The following is a 17245-nucleotide window of genomic DNA, read 5'->3' on the forward strand; positions in this document are numbered from 1 at the left end:
GCTTATACTATGAAATAAATGACACGCATCTTAACTTTATCCTCAGCCTCGGTAAGCCCTGTTAAGCGCGCTTTACCAATATACAAAGCAAAAGTATCAGTGAGACTTAATCGGGCTCTTATGAACTAAAATTCATTGGTGTAGGATAAATTAAAAATACATAATAGTAGGAGTGTTTATCGAATGAAGAAAGCTATGCTTGCCTTAGCCGCAACAAGTGTAATCGCATTATCAGCATGTGGAACAGGATCATCATCAGACAAAATCGTTACATCTAAAGCTGGTGACATTACAAAAGACGAGTTCTACAATCAAATGAAGACACAAGCTGGTAAACAAGTACTAAACAACATGGTTATGGAAAAAGTACTTATTAAAAACTACAAAGTTGAAGACAAAGAAGTAGACAAAAAGTTCGATGAAATGAAAAAACAATACGGTGATCAATTCGATACACTATTAAAACAACAAGGTATTAAAGAAGAAACTTTAAAAACTGGTGTGCGTGCTCAATTAGCTCAAGAAAAAGCTATCGAGAAAACAATCACTGATAAAGAATTAAAAGATAACTACAAGCCTGAAGTTAAAGCAAGCCACATTCTTGTAAAAGATGAAGCGACTGCGAAAAAAATTAAAGAGGAACTTGGACAAGGTAAATCTTTCGAAGAGTTAGCGAAACAATACTCTGAAGATACTGGTTCAAAAGAAAAAGGTGGAGACTTAGGATTCTTCGAACATGGTAAAATGGTTAAAGAATTCGAAGATGCTGCTTATAAACTGAAAAAAGATGAAGTAAGCGAACCTGTAAAAACACAATTCGGTTACCACATCATTAAAGTTACAGACATTAAAGAGCCAGAAAAATCATTCGAGCAATCAAAAGCTGACCTGAAAAAAGAGTTAGTTGCGAAGAAAGCACAAGACGCTGAATTCATGAACGATCTTATGATGAAAGAAATCAAAAAAGCTGACGTAAAAGTTGAAGATAAAGATTTAAAAGATCTTTTCAAAGAGCAAAAAGCTGACGCTAAGAAAGACGAAAAGAAATAATGAAAAGCTCGGGATTAGCCCGAGCTTTTTTGTTTGCACTCTTCTCTCGATACATTGCGTCTAGATTCGGTACATAAAATTATGTAGTTGATTTTCGTGAATCTAAATTATATCAGCGATTTTTCAATTATATCGACCGCAACTCTAATTATATCGGCGATTTTCAAAATATATCGACTTACCGACAAAAACTGACAATGATCGCGATCCCCTCTTCAAGAAACACAAAAAAACCTCGATTCCACCGCGCGGAACCAAGGTTTATCTTATTATCATTGATTAAATGAAAAAACTATGTTAAATTAGTACAGAAACACGTTTTCAAAAATATATAGAACGTATTTATCCGTATCTTAATTGTACACCAAAACACATCTTCAGTCAACCTCTATTTTTCACTTTTAAAGGAGTGCTTACGTATGAACAAAAAACTTGATTTAGAGCAAAAACGATTGGATACCGTAATTGAAACAATTACGGAGCAAATTGATAAACTGGAAAACGAAACTGGCAGACGCCGGGCAGAAGTAATCAATATTCGTAAACACTTTTGGGATGACGTGAAAGTAAACACTGATACTTTCGATGATTATCTTGAAACAGTTATCAACTTGAGACAACAAGCTCAGTCACTAGCTGTCACACAAATTACCCATAAGCACACCTTTAATCGACTTGCCGCATTAAGACGTATGCATAAAGCACCTTATTTCGGACGAATTGATTTCAAAGAAGAAGGAGAATCTGCCGCGGATCAAATTTATATCGGCGTAGCTACACTTACTGATGCAAGCGGGGAAAACTTTCTTATATATGACTGGCGCGCACCTATTTCGAGTGTGTACTACGATTATCCACCAGGACCGGCTGAATACAGTACACCAGGCGGCGTAATCCACGGTAATGTGGAGAAAAAATTACAATACATTATTCAAAATGGCGAGATTGATTCTATGTTCGATACGAGCCTTACAATTGGTGATGAAATCTTGCAACAAGCGCTCGGAAAAGGTACGAACAAACATATGCAGAGCATCGTCGCTACAATTCAGCGCGAGCAAAATGAAATTATCCGTCACGATGAAGGCCGACTTCTTATCGTGCAAGGAGCTGCTGGTAGTGGTAAAACGTCAGCTGCCCTGCAACGAATCGCCTACTTACTATATAAATATCGCGAATGGCTAAAAGCAGATCAAATTATTCTCTTCTCCCCTAACTCTATGTTCAATAGCTACGTTTCTAACGTACTACCTGAACTCGGTGAAGAAAATATGCAACAAGTGACATTCCAAGAATATTTAAACCATAGACTAAGTAAAGCATTTGACGTTGAAGACCCTTATGAGCAATTAGAATATATGTTAACTGAAACGAATAGCCCTACCTATAAAACGAGAAATGCGAGCATTCGCTTTAAAGCATCCACTCAATTTTTTGAAATGATTAGAACGTACAGACAATCTCTTGAATCTTCAGGCATGTTATTTAGAGGAATGAAATTTAGAGGAAAGTTAATTGTTTCTGCTAAAGAAATTACAGAACAATTTTACAACACTGACTCCTCCCTCCGTTTCCATAATCGAATTGAAAAGTTAACAGATTGGCTAAATAAACAAATAGATGCAATTGAAAAAACAGAGCTGAAAAAGCCTTGGGTAGAAGAGGAAATTGAATTACTGAGTAAAGATGAATATCAAAAGGCTTATAAATATTTACAGAAAAAAGGCGAGTTTGACGACAACTCCTTTAATGATTTTGAGAAAGAAACGAAAGTACTTGGACGTATGATTGTTCGTAAAAAATTGAAGCCGCTTCGTAAAGGCGTTCAAACATTGCGTTTCATCAATTTCACAGGCATATATAAACAACTCTTCACAGATGCATCATGGGTTACTGGAGAAAAGCCGAAGGAATGGGATGACATTTGCTCCTTAACAGTAAACATGCTTGATGAAGGAAAGTTATATTACGAGGATGCAACGCCATTTTTACTTTTAAAAGAGTTAATTGAAGGCTTCCAAACGAATAGATCGATTAAACACGTACTCGTAGACGAAGCGCAAGATTATTCGCCGTTTCAGTTTGAGTTTTTAAAACGTCTCTTCCCTGCTGCAAGAATGACTGTACTCGGAGACTTTAACCAAGCGATATTTGCCCATGCGAGTGAAGCAGTGAATTTCAACACACTTACTAGCTTATACGGACCAGATGAAACGAACGGCATCAACTTAACTCGTAGCTATCGCTCAACAAAACCCATTATTGAATTTACACGTGCTCTCGTACCAGAAGGAAAGAACATTCACGCCTTTGAACGTGACGGCGAGAAACCTACAGTGACGAAAGTATCGAATAACAGCGAACTGCACGAGCATATTACTGCCAAAGTTGCTGCACTACAAAAAGAGCAGCACAATACGATCGCAATTATATGTAAATCTGCCGCCGAAAGCGCCGCTGCCTACGAAGCACTTCGTCATATCGAGAATATTAAACTTGTGAAAAGTAACTCAGCCGAGTATGAGCAAGGCATTGTCGTGATCCCTGCTTACTTAGCGAAAGGTATCGAATTTGATGCTGTTATTATTTACGATGCTTCTAAAGATGTGTACAGCGATGAGAGCGTTCGTAGATTGTTCTACACTGCTTGCACGCGCGCAATGCATGAACTGCAACTTTATAGCGTTGGCGAGGTTAGTCCTTTTATACTTGGGGCTGATTCGGAGAGTTTTGAGCTTATAACGAAAACACCTTGATGATTCAAGGTGTTTTTCTCATTCTAACTGAAATATCCTTACGCCTATATACACTCAGCACAATCCCCATTATAAATGCATGAAATAGAGTTGGTATCCATCCGTAACTAATAAAAGGTAATGATATAGAAAAACGTGGTAATATCCCAAGGATCATGCCAACGTTACAAATAAAATGGATTACAAAAAGAGTCACTCCGCCAACGAGGAGCAATTTACCATATCCATCATTTATTTTATAAGCTATGTTCATTATTCTTACTGCAAAAAGAGAAAGAATCAAGACAAGAACTAACGCAAGCACATATCCATAGTAGTAAGTCAAACTCGCGAATACAAAATCAGTATGGGCAGCAGGGATAGACTTTATATTTCCATATGTACCAAACCAACCTGCTAAAGACATCGCCTCTTTTAAACGTAAATACCATAGATCATGCTCTGGGTTTAACATTCCTAAAATTCTAGCTATCCGGTATTCTTTTACAGCCGACCAGGAAAATAGATCCCTAATAATAAAGGGTAAAATTGGTAAAATTGTAATGAGCCATGCCGTTTTCTTTCCTAATTTACTCCACCAAAGCATAACGAAGACCATCGTGATATAAATAAACATCGTTGAAAAAGCGGCTCCAATTAAGAATAAATACAGAGAAAATAAATATAGGGCGACAAGATACCTAACTTTCAACCTACTATTATTGAAAAAAGAAGCCCAAGCTAGAAAAAAGAACGGCACTGCCATTAAACGACTAATTGCAACGGGACCAATTTTTATTAACGGTTCTCCAGCCACCAAAACGTTCGGAAAATAATTTAATATTAACAAGATAAGTGCCCCAATTGTATAAAACAGCCACCCGAATCTTTCTAACTTCCGATAATCAGTCAGCATCATAACTACAACTGTTGCAATACCGAGAATAACAGATATCACTTTATTCATTAGTAAATCATTCATATATCCAAAAGCTATAACCGGTAAAAACCCTAACCCCATAGCAGTCACTAATAAAATAAGTAAACACCAATCCACCTTTGGCTTATGCAGTTTATTAAGCTCCTGCCCTAATTTAATCGGACTTCCCATTTGTTCCACAGCTTTATTTTCAGCAACTTCCTCACTTAATCCTTTTTCTATCCATGTGTTCTTTGCCTGTTTTAAGTGAAACTCTAGTTCAGTTGCTACAAAATCTTTCGCTTCTTTTGATTTAATATGATTCGTAACTTCGCTTACAAAACGCTCCCCTTTTTTATTCAATTTCGCCTCACTCCTGTACTAAGCCTTTTAGTATAAATTGTACCTTCGTAGCATTTTTTTCTGCCTTTCGCAGCATCTTTCTTCCTTTATCATTTAATTGATAATATTTCGCTCCTGCATGATCCCAGCTAGATTGAATAAAACGGTTCTGCTCTAGGCGATGTAATACGGTATATAAAAACCCTTCATTTCCTTCGAATTTCCGAATCCCTCTCCCTCGTAGTAGCTGTGACAATTCGTACCCTGTTTTTTCATTACTGAGGAGTTGTAAGATAGCTAAAGAGATATCCTCTTCTTTTTCGTTTAAAGCATTGATTTTTTCACGCACCTGCTTTCGATGTTGATTAGAAAAACTCAAATGTTTAAACGTTGTATTCTCCATTGATTTTCGCAGGCCTTTTAATCGATCTTCCATTTGATTATTCCTCCAATCCTTTCTTCAAAAGCTCCTTCGCTTTTTTCAGTCTCGTTTTTATCGTGTTTTCTTTCACGTCTATTACAATAGCAATCTCTTTAATTGATAATTCTTCATAATAAAATAGATAAATAACTTCTCGATATTTTATCGGTAAATTCATTACTGCAGAAGCGAGCTCACGGTCCTCCGCATTTTGAATGACAATTTGTTCGACACTATCATTTTGAACCCCAATGTAAGCAGATTCATCCTCTGCCACGATCACCTTTTTGTTATACCAACTCTTTATATAGTCCTTACATTGATTAATCGCAATTCTCCATAACCACGTTTTCACATTCGACTTCCCTTTGTATGTATGAAGAGATTTATAACATTTCACAAATATATCTTGCGTTACATCCTCAGCAACCTCTTTATTATTTACATATGAATACACAAGTTGTAAGACTTCTTGTCCATACTTGTTCATGATTTCATCGATAAGGAGTTCCTTATCTTCTATTTCAAACGCTTCTACCGTTAATTCATCCACATCATTTCCTCCTTCCCATATATTAGACGACGTACTGTATGGAAAAGTTTTATAAATTTACAAAAAAAATCCGTTTGGCAATAATGTTTTTTATAAATCACTTCCTCAGCAACTTACATATAATAAACCGAATAGTCGTTACAATACATTCACCTAAAGAGCGCCTTTCTCCCAAGGCGCTTTTTAAGTTTGCAATAAGGATTTTGTCTTAGTTTTCTATCGTCAAGATTCCCCTCATCGCTAAATGAAAAAGAGAACCCATTCAATCGAGTCCTCTTCCCTCCTAACACTCACTTAAAGAATCTAATATTTCATGGCCATATAAAGATGGCTTGATAATATCAAAACCAATAAATTCTTCATACTTCTTATCTGCAAAATAAAATACAACGTTTTGAAATAACACTTTTTGCAAATGAATATCCTGAGAAATTCTAAATGAGTATATGTATGTATTATCATTTGAAGCTTTCTTTTTATATATTTTACTTCTATTTGTTAATCCTTTTAATTTATCAGCATTTTCTCCAAAAAACTCAATCCCCACTATACGATCAAATTGATCTATATCTACATTCAGTTTTGGATTTTCTTCCAACTCTTCAGTTGATTCAATCTCAATTTCTGAAGTGAATGGAATTACATACAGATATGCCATCTGAATTTCAGAATCATAAGTAATTAATTTTTTCATGCTGCACCTCATATCCGTATTCATTTGTCTTGTTCCCTATTTTAAAACATAATACAATTGAAATGTAACTTAATAAGCTATAACTAGTAGGTGTGATAATCATCTCTTCCATTTTGAAAAAAGGGGGGAGGTGATAAAATGATCGCGATGTTTGTAATTAAATTAGTGTATGGTATCCTAACCGGAGCTGGCGTTGTCATCGGTAGAAGATACGTCGGTCCGTGGCTAATTTCTGTATACAAAAAAGCGAGAACCACCCTGCTTCGTGGAAAAGGTAAGGGCGGTTCTCGGCTAAAACGTTAATGTAATTGTCTTATAACCGCACCTACTACCACCACAATAGTAAGTTAGGTTACACAAGGCAGAAGTTTCTCAGGCTTCTGTCTTCTTTATTTTATGCAAAATTCATACTATATACTCTATCATCATTGTAACATATTTTATTTATTTTTAGTCAAGGTAACCAAATGATGATTATTATCCAATTTCGTTATCTTAAGATATATTCCCTCCTTATCTAAGGGCAGATTGTATCGTAAGACAAAAAACAAAAGAGTTCAGACTACCTTCTGACGGCAATTCAGCTCCACCTGAATTGTTGGGTTTCACCCGTAACACAAATCAGATGGAGCCTTCTTGCCGAAAAGGATAAAAAACACCTGAAGAGGTTCTCTTCAGGTGTTTCTCTATTTTACGCTAATGCAGCTGCTTGTTCTTGTTGATCTACAGGAATGACAGCGTCTGTTAATGCTTTTTCTAATTCAGCTGTGTATTTCATTTGCTCTTCTTTGCTCCAGCCTAGTTTCGCAGCCATGTAGTTGATTACTGCTTCTTTCCACTCGTATACCCAGTGGATGTTGAAGAACACAGCGCCTCTGCGGCGTACGAAGAAGTCAACTGGTTTTGCTGTCATTTCGTAATCCATTGCGTATACAAGTGGGATTAGAACGTCTAGCGGCATGTTGTATTCTTTCGCTTCGTCTTTATGTTTTTTCGCTAAGTCGAACAGTACGTCAACGTTAGAGCCATAGAATTTCGCGAATTCTTCTGCTTGTGCTTTCGTTAAACCAGATTTCGTACCCTCGTCTGCTTTTTTCGCAACGAATGCTGGGAATCCGTGTGAACCACTTACATGCCCACCAGAGATTGGCATATGTTTCGTGTCGCTCTTCGGATATGCACTATGACCTTCTTTTTGTAATAGGTTTGTTACGTAGTCTACTACCATTTCAGCCATTTTACGGTATCCTGTTAATTTACCACCTGCGATTGTAATTAAACCAGATTCAGAAGTCCAAATTTCATCTTTACGAGAAATTTCAGATGCATTCTTACCTTCTTCGTAAATTAACGGACGTACACCAGCCCAGCTTGACTCCACATCTTTTTCTGTAATTTTCACACTTGGGAACATGTAGTTAATCGCATTAATGATGTATGTTCGATCTTCTGTTGTCATGTGTGGTACAGCTGCGTCTTTATCATAGAACGTATCCGTTGTACCTACGTATGTTTTTCCGCCGCGAGGAATCGCGAACACCATACGTTTATCTGGTGTATCGAAGTAAATAGCTTGCCCTAATGGGAAACGTTTTTGGTCAATTACTAAGTGGACACCTTTTGATAACTGAAGTACTTTCCCTTTTTTCGAGTTATCTTTTTCACGAAGTGTATCTACCCAAGGGCCAGCTGCGTTTACAATTTTCTTACCGTACACTTCATACACTTCGCCATCTAGTAAATCGATTACACGTACACCGCATACTTTTCCATCTTTATATAAGAAACTGTCTACTTTTGCGTAGTTAACAGCTTTCGCACCGTGTTCAATTGCTTCTTTCATTACTTCAATTGTAAGACGCGCATCGTCTGTACGATATTCTACGTAGTAACCGCCGCCTTTTAATCCTTCTTTTTTTACAAGAGGCTCTTTGTTTAATGTTTCTTCACGGTTAAACATTTTTCTGCGCTCGCTTCGTTTTACGCCTGCTAAGAAGTCATATACACGAAGACCAATTGATGTACTGAATGATCCGAACGTACCGCCTGTATGGAATGGAAGTAACATCCACTCTGGTGTTGTTACATGGGGACCGTTCTCATATACGATCGCACGCTCTTTCCCCACCTCTGCTACCATTTTCACTTCAAGTTGTTTTAAATAACGTAGACCACCGTGTACAAGCTTCGTTGAACGACTTGATGTACCTGCTGCAAAGTCCTGCATTTCAAACACAATTGTTGATAACCCGCGTGTTGCCCCATCTAATGCAATACCAGAACCAGTAATACCTCCACCAATTACGATCACATCTAACTCTTGTTTATTTACTCCGTTTAATACGTCTTTACGTTGTTTACTTGAAAATTTCATGGTAATTCCTCCCTTTGATAACGAAAAAAGAGACCACGAACTCCGCTATAGATTTCGCCTCTATAGCGTGTTGTGGTCTCTCCAAATCTCCTACCGAATTATTAACTTGTCACCATTATAACACTGTTTATGATTATTTGAAAGCTTTTGTTGCTTCAATCGCTTTTTTCCATCCAGCATATAGCTCTTCGCTTGTTTCCGCTTCCATCGTTGGTTCAAAGCGTTTGTCCATATGCCACTGTTCTTTAATTTCATCTTGGTTTTTCCAATATCCAACCGCAAGACCAGCTAAGTACGCTGCACCTAAAGCTGTCGTTTCGTTGATTACTGGACGCTCTACAGGAACGTCTAAAATATCACTTTGGAACTTCATTAAGAAGTTATTTTTAACCGCTCCACCATCAACGCGTAATGTTTTCAGTTCAATACCTGAATCTGCTTCCATTGCACATAATACATCTTTCGTTTGGTATGCTAAAGATTCTAGTGTTGCACGAATGAAATGCTCTTTCGTCGTACCGCGCGTTACACCAAACATAGCGCCGCGTACTTCACTATCCCAATAAGGTGTTCCTAGTCCAACGAATGCTGGTACCACGTATACACCATCAGTTGATGCAACGCGTGATGCGTACACTTCACTCTCACTTGCATCTTTAAACATGCGCATTCCGTCACGTAACCATTGAATTGCAGAACCTGCTACGAAAATACTTCCTTCTAATGCGTAGTTTACTTTACCATCTATACCCCATGCAATTGTTGTTAATAGGCCGTGCTCAGAAGCTACTGCTTTTTCTCCTGTGTTCATTAACATGAAGCAACCAGTTCCGTACGTGTTCTTCGCCATACCTTCACCGAAACAAGCTTGTCCAAATAATGCTGCTTGTTGGTCACCAGCTACACCTGCAATCGGTATATTTTGACCGAAGAAGTGATAATCAATTGTTTCTCCATATATTTCAGATGATGGACGTACTTCTGGAAGCATGCTCTTTGGCACTGTTAACATGTCTAGAAGCTCATCATCCCACTGTAAGTCGTGAATGTTAAACATTAATGTACGTGATGCATTTGAGTAATCCGTTACGTGCGCTTTACCGCCAGACAATTTCCATACAAGCCACGTATCAATTGTTCCGAATAATAGATCGCCGTTTTCTGCTTTTTCTCTTGCACCTTCAACGTTATCTAAAATCCATTTTACTTTCGTACCAGAGAAGTATGCGTCAATTAAAAGACCTGTTTTTTCGCGAACCATTTCGCTATAACCTTTTTCTTTTAGCTCATCACAAATTTCAACTGTTTGACGAGATTGCCATACGATTGCGTTGTAAATTGGTTTTCCAGTCGTTTTATCCCATACAACCGCTGTTTCACGTTGGTTCGTAATACCGATACCAGCGATTTGTTCTGGTTTTACATCTGCTTCACTTAAGCAAGTTGCGATAACTGCTAAAATAGATCCCCAAATTTCTTGTGCGTTATGCTCTACCCAGCCTGGCTTTGGAAAATGTTGTGTAAACTCTTTTTGAGCTGAATGAACAATTTCACCTTTTTTATTGAAAAGAATTGCGCGTGAGCTAGTTGTTCCTTGGTCTAAAGAAAGAATATATTTTTTCATAATGGTTTCCCCCTATGCTACTTTTCTACTATTTGTAGTGCTTTCACTTTTTTTACTTGTCATATAAGAGATTGCTAGTACAATCACAGTTGCAATAATCACATAAATAAGTGCTGCATTTTGTTTTCCTTCAAATACAACTTGATGGAATAATCCTGCAAGTGATCCACCTAGAATTGGACCAACTACTGGAATCCATGCATACTTCCAGTTCGAACCGCCTTTTCCTGCAATCGGAAGGAAGAAGTGTGCGATACGCGGACCTAAATCACGAGCCGGGTTAATCGCGTATCCTGTCGTTCCACCTAATGATAAACCAATACTTACAATTAAGAAACCTACGATAAATGGATTTAAACCATCTGCAAATTTATTTGCTCCAATTGCTAATATACCAAATACTAAAACGAATGTTCCAATCATTTCACTTAAAAGGTTTGCAAATGTGTTCGGAATTGCTGGACCTGTTGCAAATACGCCTAACTTTGTTCCTGGATCTTCTGTTTCTTTCCAGTGTGGTAAGTAATGTAAATATACGATAACTGCCCCGATAATTGCCCCAATCATTTGTGCTGCGATATAACCTGGTACGTCACTCCATGGGAACGCTCCCTTAAATGCTAGTCCTATCGTTAAAGCCGGATTCAAATGTGCCCCACTAATTGATCCAACCGCGTACGCTGCTACCGCTACCGCTAAGCCCCAGCCCATTGTAATGACAATCCATCCAGAATCTTTCGCAAACGATTTCTTTAAACTTACACCAGCACAAACGCCGCCACCAAGTACGATTAACAACGCTGTCCCTATTAATTCCCCTAAAAATGCTGACATAAAATCCCTCCACAATCAATTTAAATGCGTTCAAATGTGATAGAGGTAAAATGAATGGCCATTCGTTTTTTCAAAAGAAAAAGATCCACAGCTTACATGCTTCTATATAAAAATATATAGAAACAATAAAATGTGGATCTCTTCTTTTCTCCGTCACGTTTATTAACTTGTCTATAATGTTAACCTTTCATGAAAGCGGTGTCAACAGAATTTTTTCACATTTTCGTCACTTTTTTTGGTAATGTTTCCATAGTTCTTTTTTTGATGTCGTAATTGCTGTCGCACCAGCACTTAAAGCTCTTTCAACATCTTGCACAGTACGAATGAAACCACCCGCTAAAATCGGGACACCAGTACGCTCTTTCACTTCAGCAATCACATCCGTTAGCGCACCAGGGAGCACCTCTATATAATCCGGCTTCGTCTTTTCTAGCAAATTACAGCTCTTTTCCATCGCGCTAGAATCAATTAAAAAGATGCGTTGAATTGACACGACACCCTTTTGCTTCGCCTTCATAATCACGCTCGCCTTTGTCGACAGTAACCCGTACGGTTTATATTCTTGGCATAAAAACTCCGTCGCATGCCCATCACTTTGTAATCCATGGATCAAATCAACATGTAAAAACACCTTTTTACTATGCTGCTTCGCAAGTGACACAACACTCTTCAATTGACCAACATGAATATCTAAAATAACAATATACTCATATGAACTATGTAATAGCTTTTCCAAATCTTTAATTTGCCTCACTGCCGGCAAAATCTTCTGTTCATGAAATTCCATTCTAAATGTCCCCTTCTTTATGTCATCCTATCCTTTATAGTACACAATTTGAGTAGAAAGAACAGCTAGTGTGGGGAAATTATTTCCTCTATCTATATATTTTCTTCAACTTATCAGAACCCGTGCCACCTATAACCATTAATATGAGGGGTAAAAAATTCATTACATACGGTGCATCTGCTACAAGTGTAATGCTCGCTCCGGCAAGCTTATTTAACATCCATACAACGATTTTTGTAAGAAATAAAAATACGCCCATCATAAATAAACTATCGAAAAACACCTTCCATTTTGGATATGCTAATTGTTTGCTATCGTTAATTACTTTTTGCGTCAACTCTTCATCGCTCCTTAATAACTCATCAATCGTAATACCGAACAGACCACTTAGATGAATAATAATTTCAATGCTCGGTTAGTTCTTTCCCGTCTCCCATTTCGAAACAGATTGTCTACTTACATGAATTTTTTCAGCCAAATCATGTTGCGACCAATTTCGTTTTTCTCGTTCTCGTTTCAAGCGTTCACTAAAAATCATACTGTGTTTATCACCTCTCTACGTCTAGTATGGGCAAATAACTGATGAAGAGTAAAGCGAGTTGTCATTGCTTAGGTGGTGCAACTTGTGCGTTACATAGTAAAATGGCGCTATTTCATACTTTATATCACGCTGGTTTTATATACTTTTCTTCTATAATAATTTCCCGAACAATAATACAACTAATGAACACTAGTAAATACAGGAGGAGACATAAAAAAATACGCTATTCCTTCTTATCATTCTCCAGAAAGAATAACGCAAAGTTTCATTTTTAAACTTTTTCATCAAAAAGAAAAGAAGCTAACAATAAATTGTTAACTTCTCAGCTGAAAGTAAAATAGTATCTTTCCTTATCTTCTAATATCTAGGTTGTGATTGAATATTTGTAAGATGAGTATCAAACATATCAATTATTTCAAGAAATCTATCAGCTTCACGGAAAACGTGATCTGCTAATAATGGATGAATGATACTCTTTATTTTACATTGCTCAATTAAATCACGTGCTGTTTTCTTAAAATCCCGAAGAGATGCAACCGACACACGATTTTGATCTAAAAATTGATCTAAAAGTGGGACTGTTTGAGATTGTGGTTTCATAGATTCTAAGTCAATTGCTTGATACATCAATTCATCAAAATCATTGCTAAAATTCCGCGCTGTGTCTACAAGCTTTCTTTCCGATGGATCAAGAAGATGACCAATAAATTTAGCATGGTCTGCCATAATCCTTAAAAAGAAAACATTTTCTTTAATAATAGCATCAGGAAGAGCATCTAATTTACCTTCATTTAATTGTATTAAACGTTTTCTAAAATAATCAGCTTCCCTACTGGTATGGTCAACTAACAATGGAAAGTTATTTTGTCCTGGCAATTTACATGTGAGAATTAATCCTAAAATTTTTCGTTTAAATCCCCAAATATTAGTTGCGGCTTGTTGTACTTCTGAATTAAATCTTTTTATTTGCTCAGGATCTGTTTCATTTGTATAGGAATGCGCTATTTGTTCGATATGTTCAAACAATCGATAAAATTGATTAGCCTCTTCGATTAGTTGAGTATCCTCACATCTAAACCCTAAGCGAAGAAAAAAAGAATGCTCCTTCATGATTCTAGACCAAAAACGAATTTCATTTAATGAACGCTCAACAAACATTACAGATGTAACACCTGTATCAGGATGTAATGATGTTTCATCCCTATGCATTGTTAATCCCCCCCAGTAAATACTGCGCTAGTTCCATTCTTATGAGTAAAAAAATATATAAATACCATTTATAAAAGTTCATGATGAATCTCGTATACATGTAAAGTTAAACTTATATAACCTGCTCCCCCAGAAGAAAAAGGCTATCACCTAGATATAAAATTCTACTAGGTGATAGCCTTTCAAAATTTCTATTAAAGCAATACCGAATCCTTATCAGTATCCTGATTCCGTTTCTCTCGCTCTTCTTCTAAACGCTTCATATACACTTCGCCTTCTTTTTCGATAAACTCATTATCCATATCTTGCTCTTTTTTTGAAGTATATAAAACCATGTAGCCACTTAATACGATCCCGACGATTACAAGATACACCCACCATGGTAAAGTTTCCACTGTACTTCATTCCTTTCCTTAGACAAGCCTTATTAGTTTCACTGTATGAGGAAAGAAGTGGATTTATGCTTAAAATTTATTGTGGATTCTTCGCGAAGAACGCTTGTACATATTCCATAAACTCTATTGGTTCCTGGCGAAACGGTGCATGGTATCCTTTTTCAATGATATGGAACGTACTATTCGTAAATAGCTCATGATACAGTTCACCATTTTTCCAAGAAACGCTCTTATCGTGTCGTCCCCATATAATTAAAGTCGGCACCTTAATTTTATCGGCTTCCATCGCGATGCGGCGCTCTCTCATTTTCGTCAGTTGATCATAATGCTCTTTATCGTCGCGACTATTTTTCACTGCATTTTTATTATAATCTGTAATCTCTGTTACAGTTTGTAAATCCGTTGATAGCGGCGGCACTTCATAGCTTTCTTTTTGCTGGAAAGACTCGATCCCTGTAGAATCCGCTAAAACGAGATGCGTTACTGCATCCGGATATAAATACGCTAAATTTAGAGACATCTCTCCGCCCATCGAATGACCAAGTACTGCGAATTGATCGTATCCGAGTTTCTTCATTAACTTATAATATAAATTCACTTGCGCAGGAAACGAATACTGAAAATCAACCGGCTTCGAAGAACGTCCAAATCCTAAAATATCAACCGCTATAATCGTGTGATCTCGTGCAAGTTCCGGATAAATATCACTAAACCCATCAGATGAACCACCAAACCCGTGAAGCATAAGTAAAGGCGGCTTGCCCTCACCAATTTGCTTAAAATAAATCGTCTGTCCATCAATTTGCGCCATACTCTCTTTCGTATTCAGCTTCATCATAACAGTATTTTTCACTTCTCCAACCTTTGCAATCGGCTTATCAACGAAGTTACATACGATTAACAAAACGAGCGCAATACCGCTAATAAAATAAAATTTAAACCGTTTCAAAATTCCCGTCTCCTTTCTCTTGTTGCTATTTAAAGTTTTTACATTATTTGGTTGTTTTATGATTATTTTTAATTGTAACTAAATTAGTTACAATTATATTAAAAAAATATTACTCACTTCTATTAGTGATGGTTATTTTGTAACTATTATAGTTACATATTTAAAGTAAGTCAATTCTTTTATCTGCATGGCCTCATAACAAAGAAAAGGACTTCATGTTGAAGTCCTTTTCTTTGTTATTATAGTTGGCTTACTCCGCCGTCTCCTCTATTATCTGCTGGTGCTCCGCCATCTCCTTTATTAAAGCTAACGTAGTCTGGTCTTGCTGGCGCTCCGCCGGTGTCTCCCTTATTAAAGCTAACATAGTCTGGTCTTGCTGGCGCTCCACCTGTGTCTCCCTTATTAAAAGCAACAGCATTAAAATTGTGGGAACCTAAAACTGAAAAAATAAATGCAAATCCAATTACTGTTAACACAATTTTTCTCATTATTTTAACGCCCCTTTTGCCACCTGTTTTTTCCTTGATTCGTTACTCATGCGATAGTATTTACTAGCCTTTTCATGATTGTTTACATTATAAAATTTATCTGCTAAGCGTTCTGTATATTCCTGAATACAGTCAAACAACTCTTCTCTTTCAAAGTAAGAAGCTCCCGCTATAACAGCCTCCTCTAATGCATCAACATTTGTATTCATTTCACTTAAAACCATAAATCGGGATTGATATTCTTGATTCTTCAACTGATTACAAATATGTAATCCTTTACTTATTATGACACTCGCTTTTTCAAATTCATTTATTTTTAAATATTCATCAGCTTCCAAGTAAAGTGCTCTAAAATGATTAGGAGCTTTCTTTGTTACTTCGGATAAATGCTGAATTGCTAATTCTGATAAATTCTGATTTGCATATAGCAATCCTAAGTTATTTCTAACCATTAAAATATATTTTTCATGATCAATTTGCTGAAAAATATTTAGTGAGTGATTAAATATCTCCTCCGCTAACTCAAATTGATTTAAATCAACATAGCATAACCCTAAAATATTCTCACATAAAGCAAAATTAATCTCATATCCTTGTTGCTTCGTAAAATCTTCTTTTGCTTTTTTCAAATAATCAATCGCATTGATTTGTTGATAGGAATGATAATAGAAATTCCCCATCCGATAATTAAACTCCGCATGTTCTATCGGATCTGCAATATATTTCAATAACTTCTCAGCTTGTTCGTACTGCTGTTTCGCTTCGTTATAATTTGAAATTAATGTGCAATGAAATCCTTTGAAAAAGTGATAATAATAAGCTAAAAAGCCCTCTGTTGGAATTTCGAAAGCTTCCACTTTATCAAAACTATCTTCTCTAACCCCAATCCAATCAACTAATGCATCATATCTAAAGTTCAATAACGCATGATAAAGCAATACATCCTGATCCACATCCAACCCACTAATCTTACTTTCAATCTCCTCTTGCATTTCCGTAGCTTTCTCTATGTTTTGCTGCAACATTACACGATACCAATCATCTAAAGAATGTTTCATTTGCTCCCTTGTTACTACATCTACTCCCATACACTCGCATCCCCTTTTCCCTAAAATTACAAAATTAGGATATTTATACAATTATCAAAATTGTATAGTATCACCTCTTTTCTATGTATTGAAAAATAATTATCAGAAAGTTTATAATTTAAATGAATTATACCAATTTTTTCCTTTTTGATAACTTGAGAAACAATTGTCAGAAAACTTAATGGAACAAATAAAAAAGCAAGCAATTTCAGCTATCAGCTAAAACTACTTGCTCTACTATC

General features: G+C 36.6%; 16 protein-coding genes and 1 pseudogene. 3 read left to right on the forward strand and 14 right to left on the reverse strand.

Annotation, left to right across the window (positions count from 1 at the left end; genetic code table 11):
- Positions 1-183: 183 nt before the first annotated feature.
- Positions 184-1050 carry a peptidylprolyl isomerase PrsA gene (prsA, locus tag DT250_RS28955; RefSeq protein WP_149214178.1) on the forward strand — a complete coding sequence of 289 codons (867 nt, stop codon included), beginning with the start codon at positions 184-186 and terminating at the stop codon, positions 1048-1050.
- Positions 1051-1469: 419 nt separating this feature from the next.
- On the forward strand, positions 1470-3806 hold the full coding sequence (gene helD / locus DT250_RS28960) for an RNA polymerase recycling motor HelD (protein WP_149214179.1): 2337 nt from the start codon (positions 1470-1472) through the stop codon (positions 3804-3806).
- Positions 3807-3810: 4 nt separating this feature from the next.
- On the opposite strand, the gene DT250_RS28965 is transcribed toward helD, so the two are convergent.
- From DT250_RS28965 to DT250_RS28980, 4 genes are all read right to left on the reverse strand, one after another.
- Positions 3811-5067 (reverse strand): FtsW/RodA/SpoVE family cell cycle protein, encoded by a 1257-nt coding sequence (locus DT250_RS28965; RefSeq protein ID WP_149214180.1) that lies wholly within the window; start codon positions 5065-5067, stop codon positions 3811-3813.
- Positions 5068-5074: 7 nt separating this feature from the next.
- Positions 5075-5482, reverse strand: a complete 408-nt coding sequence (locus tag DT250_RS28970) for a PadR family transcriptional regulator (RefSeq protein WP_097906861.1) — start codon at positions 5480-5482, stop codon at positions 5075-5077.
- A 4-nt stretch (positions 5483-5486) separates the two neighbouring features.
- On the reverse strand, positions 5487-6020 hold the full coding sequence (locus DT250_RS28975) for a sigma-70 family RNA polymerase sigma factor (protein WP_060489197.1): 534 nt from the start codon (positions 6018-6020) through the stop codon (positions 5487-5489).
- Positions 6021-6303: 283 nt separating this feature from the next.
- Positions 6304-6714: a DUF2283 domain-containing protein gene (locus DT250_RS28980; protein ID WP_149214181.1), complete on the reverse strand. Its 411-nt coding sequence runs from the start codon at positions 6712-6714 to the stop codon at positions 6304-6306.
- Between the two features lie 138 nt (positions 6715-6852).
- On the opposite strand from DT250_RS28980, the gene DT250_RS31915 reads away from it, so the two are divergent.
- The gene (locus DT250_RS31915) at positions 6853-7017 is read left to right on the forward strand and encodes a hypothetical protein (RefSeq protein WP_000561154.1); all 165 of its coding nucleotides are present in this window, start codon (positions 6853-6855) and stop codon (positions 7015-7017) included.
- A 388-nt stretch (positions 7018-7405) separates the two neighbouring features.
- Here the strand turns inward: DT250_RS31915 and glpD are convergent, their stop codons facing one another.
- The 10 genes and pseudogenes from glpD to DT250_RS29030 all read right to left on the reverse strand — a co-directional run bounded on the left by glpD (position 7406) and on the right by DT250_RS29030 (position 17003).
- Positions 7406-9088, reverse strand: coding sequence for an aerobic glycerol-3-phosphate dehydrogenase (gene glpD / locus DT250_RS28985; protein ID WP_000672824.1), 1683 nt, complete (start codon positions 9086-9088; stop codon positions 7406-7408).
- Between the two features lie 133 nt (positions 9089-9221).
- Positions 9222-10712, reverse strand: coding sequence for a glycerol kinase GlpK (gene glpK, locus DT250_RS28990; protein WP_097890536.1), 1491 nt, complete (start codon positions 10710-10712; stop codon positions 9222-9224).
- A 12-nt stretch (positions 10713-10724) separates the two neighbouring features.
- Entirely contained in the window at positions 10725-11546 is an 822-nt protein-coding gene (gene glpF / locus DT250_RS28995; RefSeq protein ID WP_088610017.1) for a glycerol uptake facilitator protein GlpF, read from the reverse strand.
- A 226-nt stretch (positions 11547-11772) separates the two neighbouring features.
- Positions 11773-12333, reverse strand: a complete 561-nt coding sequence (gene glpP / locus DT250_RS29000; RefSeq protein ID WP_000394296.1) for a glycerol uptake operon antiterminator GlpP — start codon at positions 12331-12333, stop codon at positions 11773-11775.
- A gap of 88 nt (positions 12334-12421) precedes the next feature.
- Positions 12422-12871, reverse strand: a pseudogene (locus tag DT250_RS29005) (helix-turn-helix domain-containing protein).
- Between the two features lie 360 nt (positions 12872-13231).
- Positions 13232-14083, reverse strand: coding sequence for a DUF2935 domain-containing protein (locus DT250_RS29010; protein WP_044444076.1), 852 nt, complete (start codon positions 14081-14083; stop codon positions 13232-13234).
- Between the two features lie 194 nt (positions 14084-14277).
- Complete coding sequence (locus DT250_RS29015) at positions 14278-14478, reverse strand: sporulation YhaL family protein (protein WP_000449224.1); 201 nt, start codon at positions 14476-14478, stop codon at positions 14278-14280.
- Between the two features lie 76 nt (positions 14479-14554).
- Positions 14555-15427, reverse strand: coding sequence for an alpha/beta fold hydrolase (locus DT250_RS29020; protein ID WP_149214182.1), 873 nt, complete (start codon positions 15425-15427; stop codon positions 14555-14557).
- 239 nt (positions 15428-15666) lie between these two features.
- Positions 15667-15915, reverse strand: a complete 249-nt coding sequence (locus DT250_RS29025) for a hypothetical protein (protein WP_149214183.1) — start codon at positions 15913-15915, stop codon at positions 15667-15669.
- Positions 15915-17003: a response regulator aspartate phosphatase gene (locus DT250_RS29030; protein ID WP_149214184.1), complete on the reverse strand. Its 1089-nt coding sequence runs from the start codon at positions 17001-17003 to the stop codon at positions 15915-15917. The genes DT250_RS29025 and DT250_RS29030 overlap by 1 nt, the downstream gene beginning before the upstream one ends.
- Positions 17004-17245 lie beyond the last annotated feature (242 nt).

Source organism: Bacillus sp. AR2-1, assembly GCF_008368755.1.
GTDB classification, from domain to species: Bacteria; Bacillota; Bacilli; order Bacillales; family Bacillaceae_G; genus Bacillus_A; species Bacillus_A wiedmannii.

Excerpts from the sequence above, each read along its gene's own strand:
- prsA (WP_149214178.1), top strand. The coding sequence starts at position 184 with ATGAAGAAAGCTATGCTTGCCTTAGCCGCAACAAGTGTAATCGCATTA.
- helD (WP_149214179.1), top strand. The coding sequence starts at position 1,470 with ATGAACAAAAAACTTGATTTAGAGCAAAAACGATTGGATACCGTAATT.
- DT250_RS28970 (WP_097906861.1), bottom strand. The coding sequence starts at position 5,482 with ATGGAAGATCGATTAAAAGGCCTGCGAAAATCAATGGAGAATACAACG.
- DT250_RS28980 (WP_149214181.1), bottom strand. The coding sequence starts at position 6,714 with ATGAAAAAATTAATTACTTATGATTCTGAAATTCAGATGGCATATCTG.
- DT250_RS31915 (WP_000561154.1), top strand. The coding sequence starts at position 6,853 with ATGATCGCGATGTTTGTAATTAAATTAGTGTATGGTATCCTAACCGGA.
- glpD (WP_000672824.1), bottom strand. The coding sequence starts at position 9,088 with ATGAAATTTTCAAGTAAACAACGTAAAGACGTATTAAACGGAGTAAAT.
- glpK (WP_097890536.1), bottom strand. The coding sequence starts at position 10,712 with ATGAAAAAATATATTCTTTCTTTAGACCAAGGAACAACTAGCTCACGC.
- glpF (WP_088610017.1), bottom strand. The coding sequence starts at position 11,546 with ATGTCAGCATTTTTAGGGGAATTAATAGGGACAGCGTTGTTAATCGTA.
- glpP (WP_000394296.1), bottom strand. The coding sequence starts at position 12,333 with ATGGAATTTCATGAACAGAAGATTTTGCCGGCAGTGAGGCAAATTAAA.
- DT250_RS29010 (WP_044444076.1), bottom strand. The coding sequence starts at position 14,083 with ATGCATAGGGATGAAACATCATTACATCCTGATACAGGTGTTACATCT.
- DT250_RS29025 (WP_149214183.1), bottom strand. The coding sequence starts at position 15,915 with ATGAGAAAAATTGTGTTAACAGTAATTGGATTTGCATTTATTTTTTCA.
- DT250_RS29030 (WP_149214184.1), bottom strand. The coding sequence starts at position 17,003 with ATGGGAGTAGATGTAGTAACAAGGGAGCAAATGAAACATTCTTTAGAT.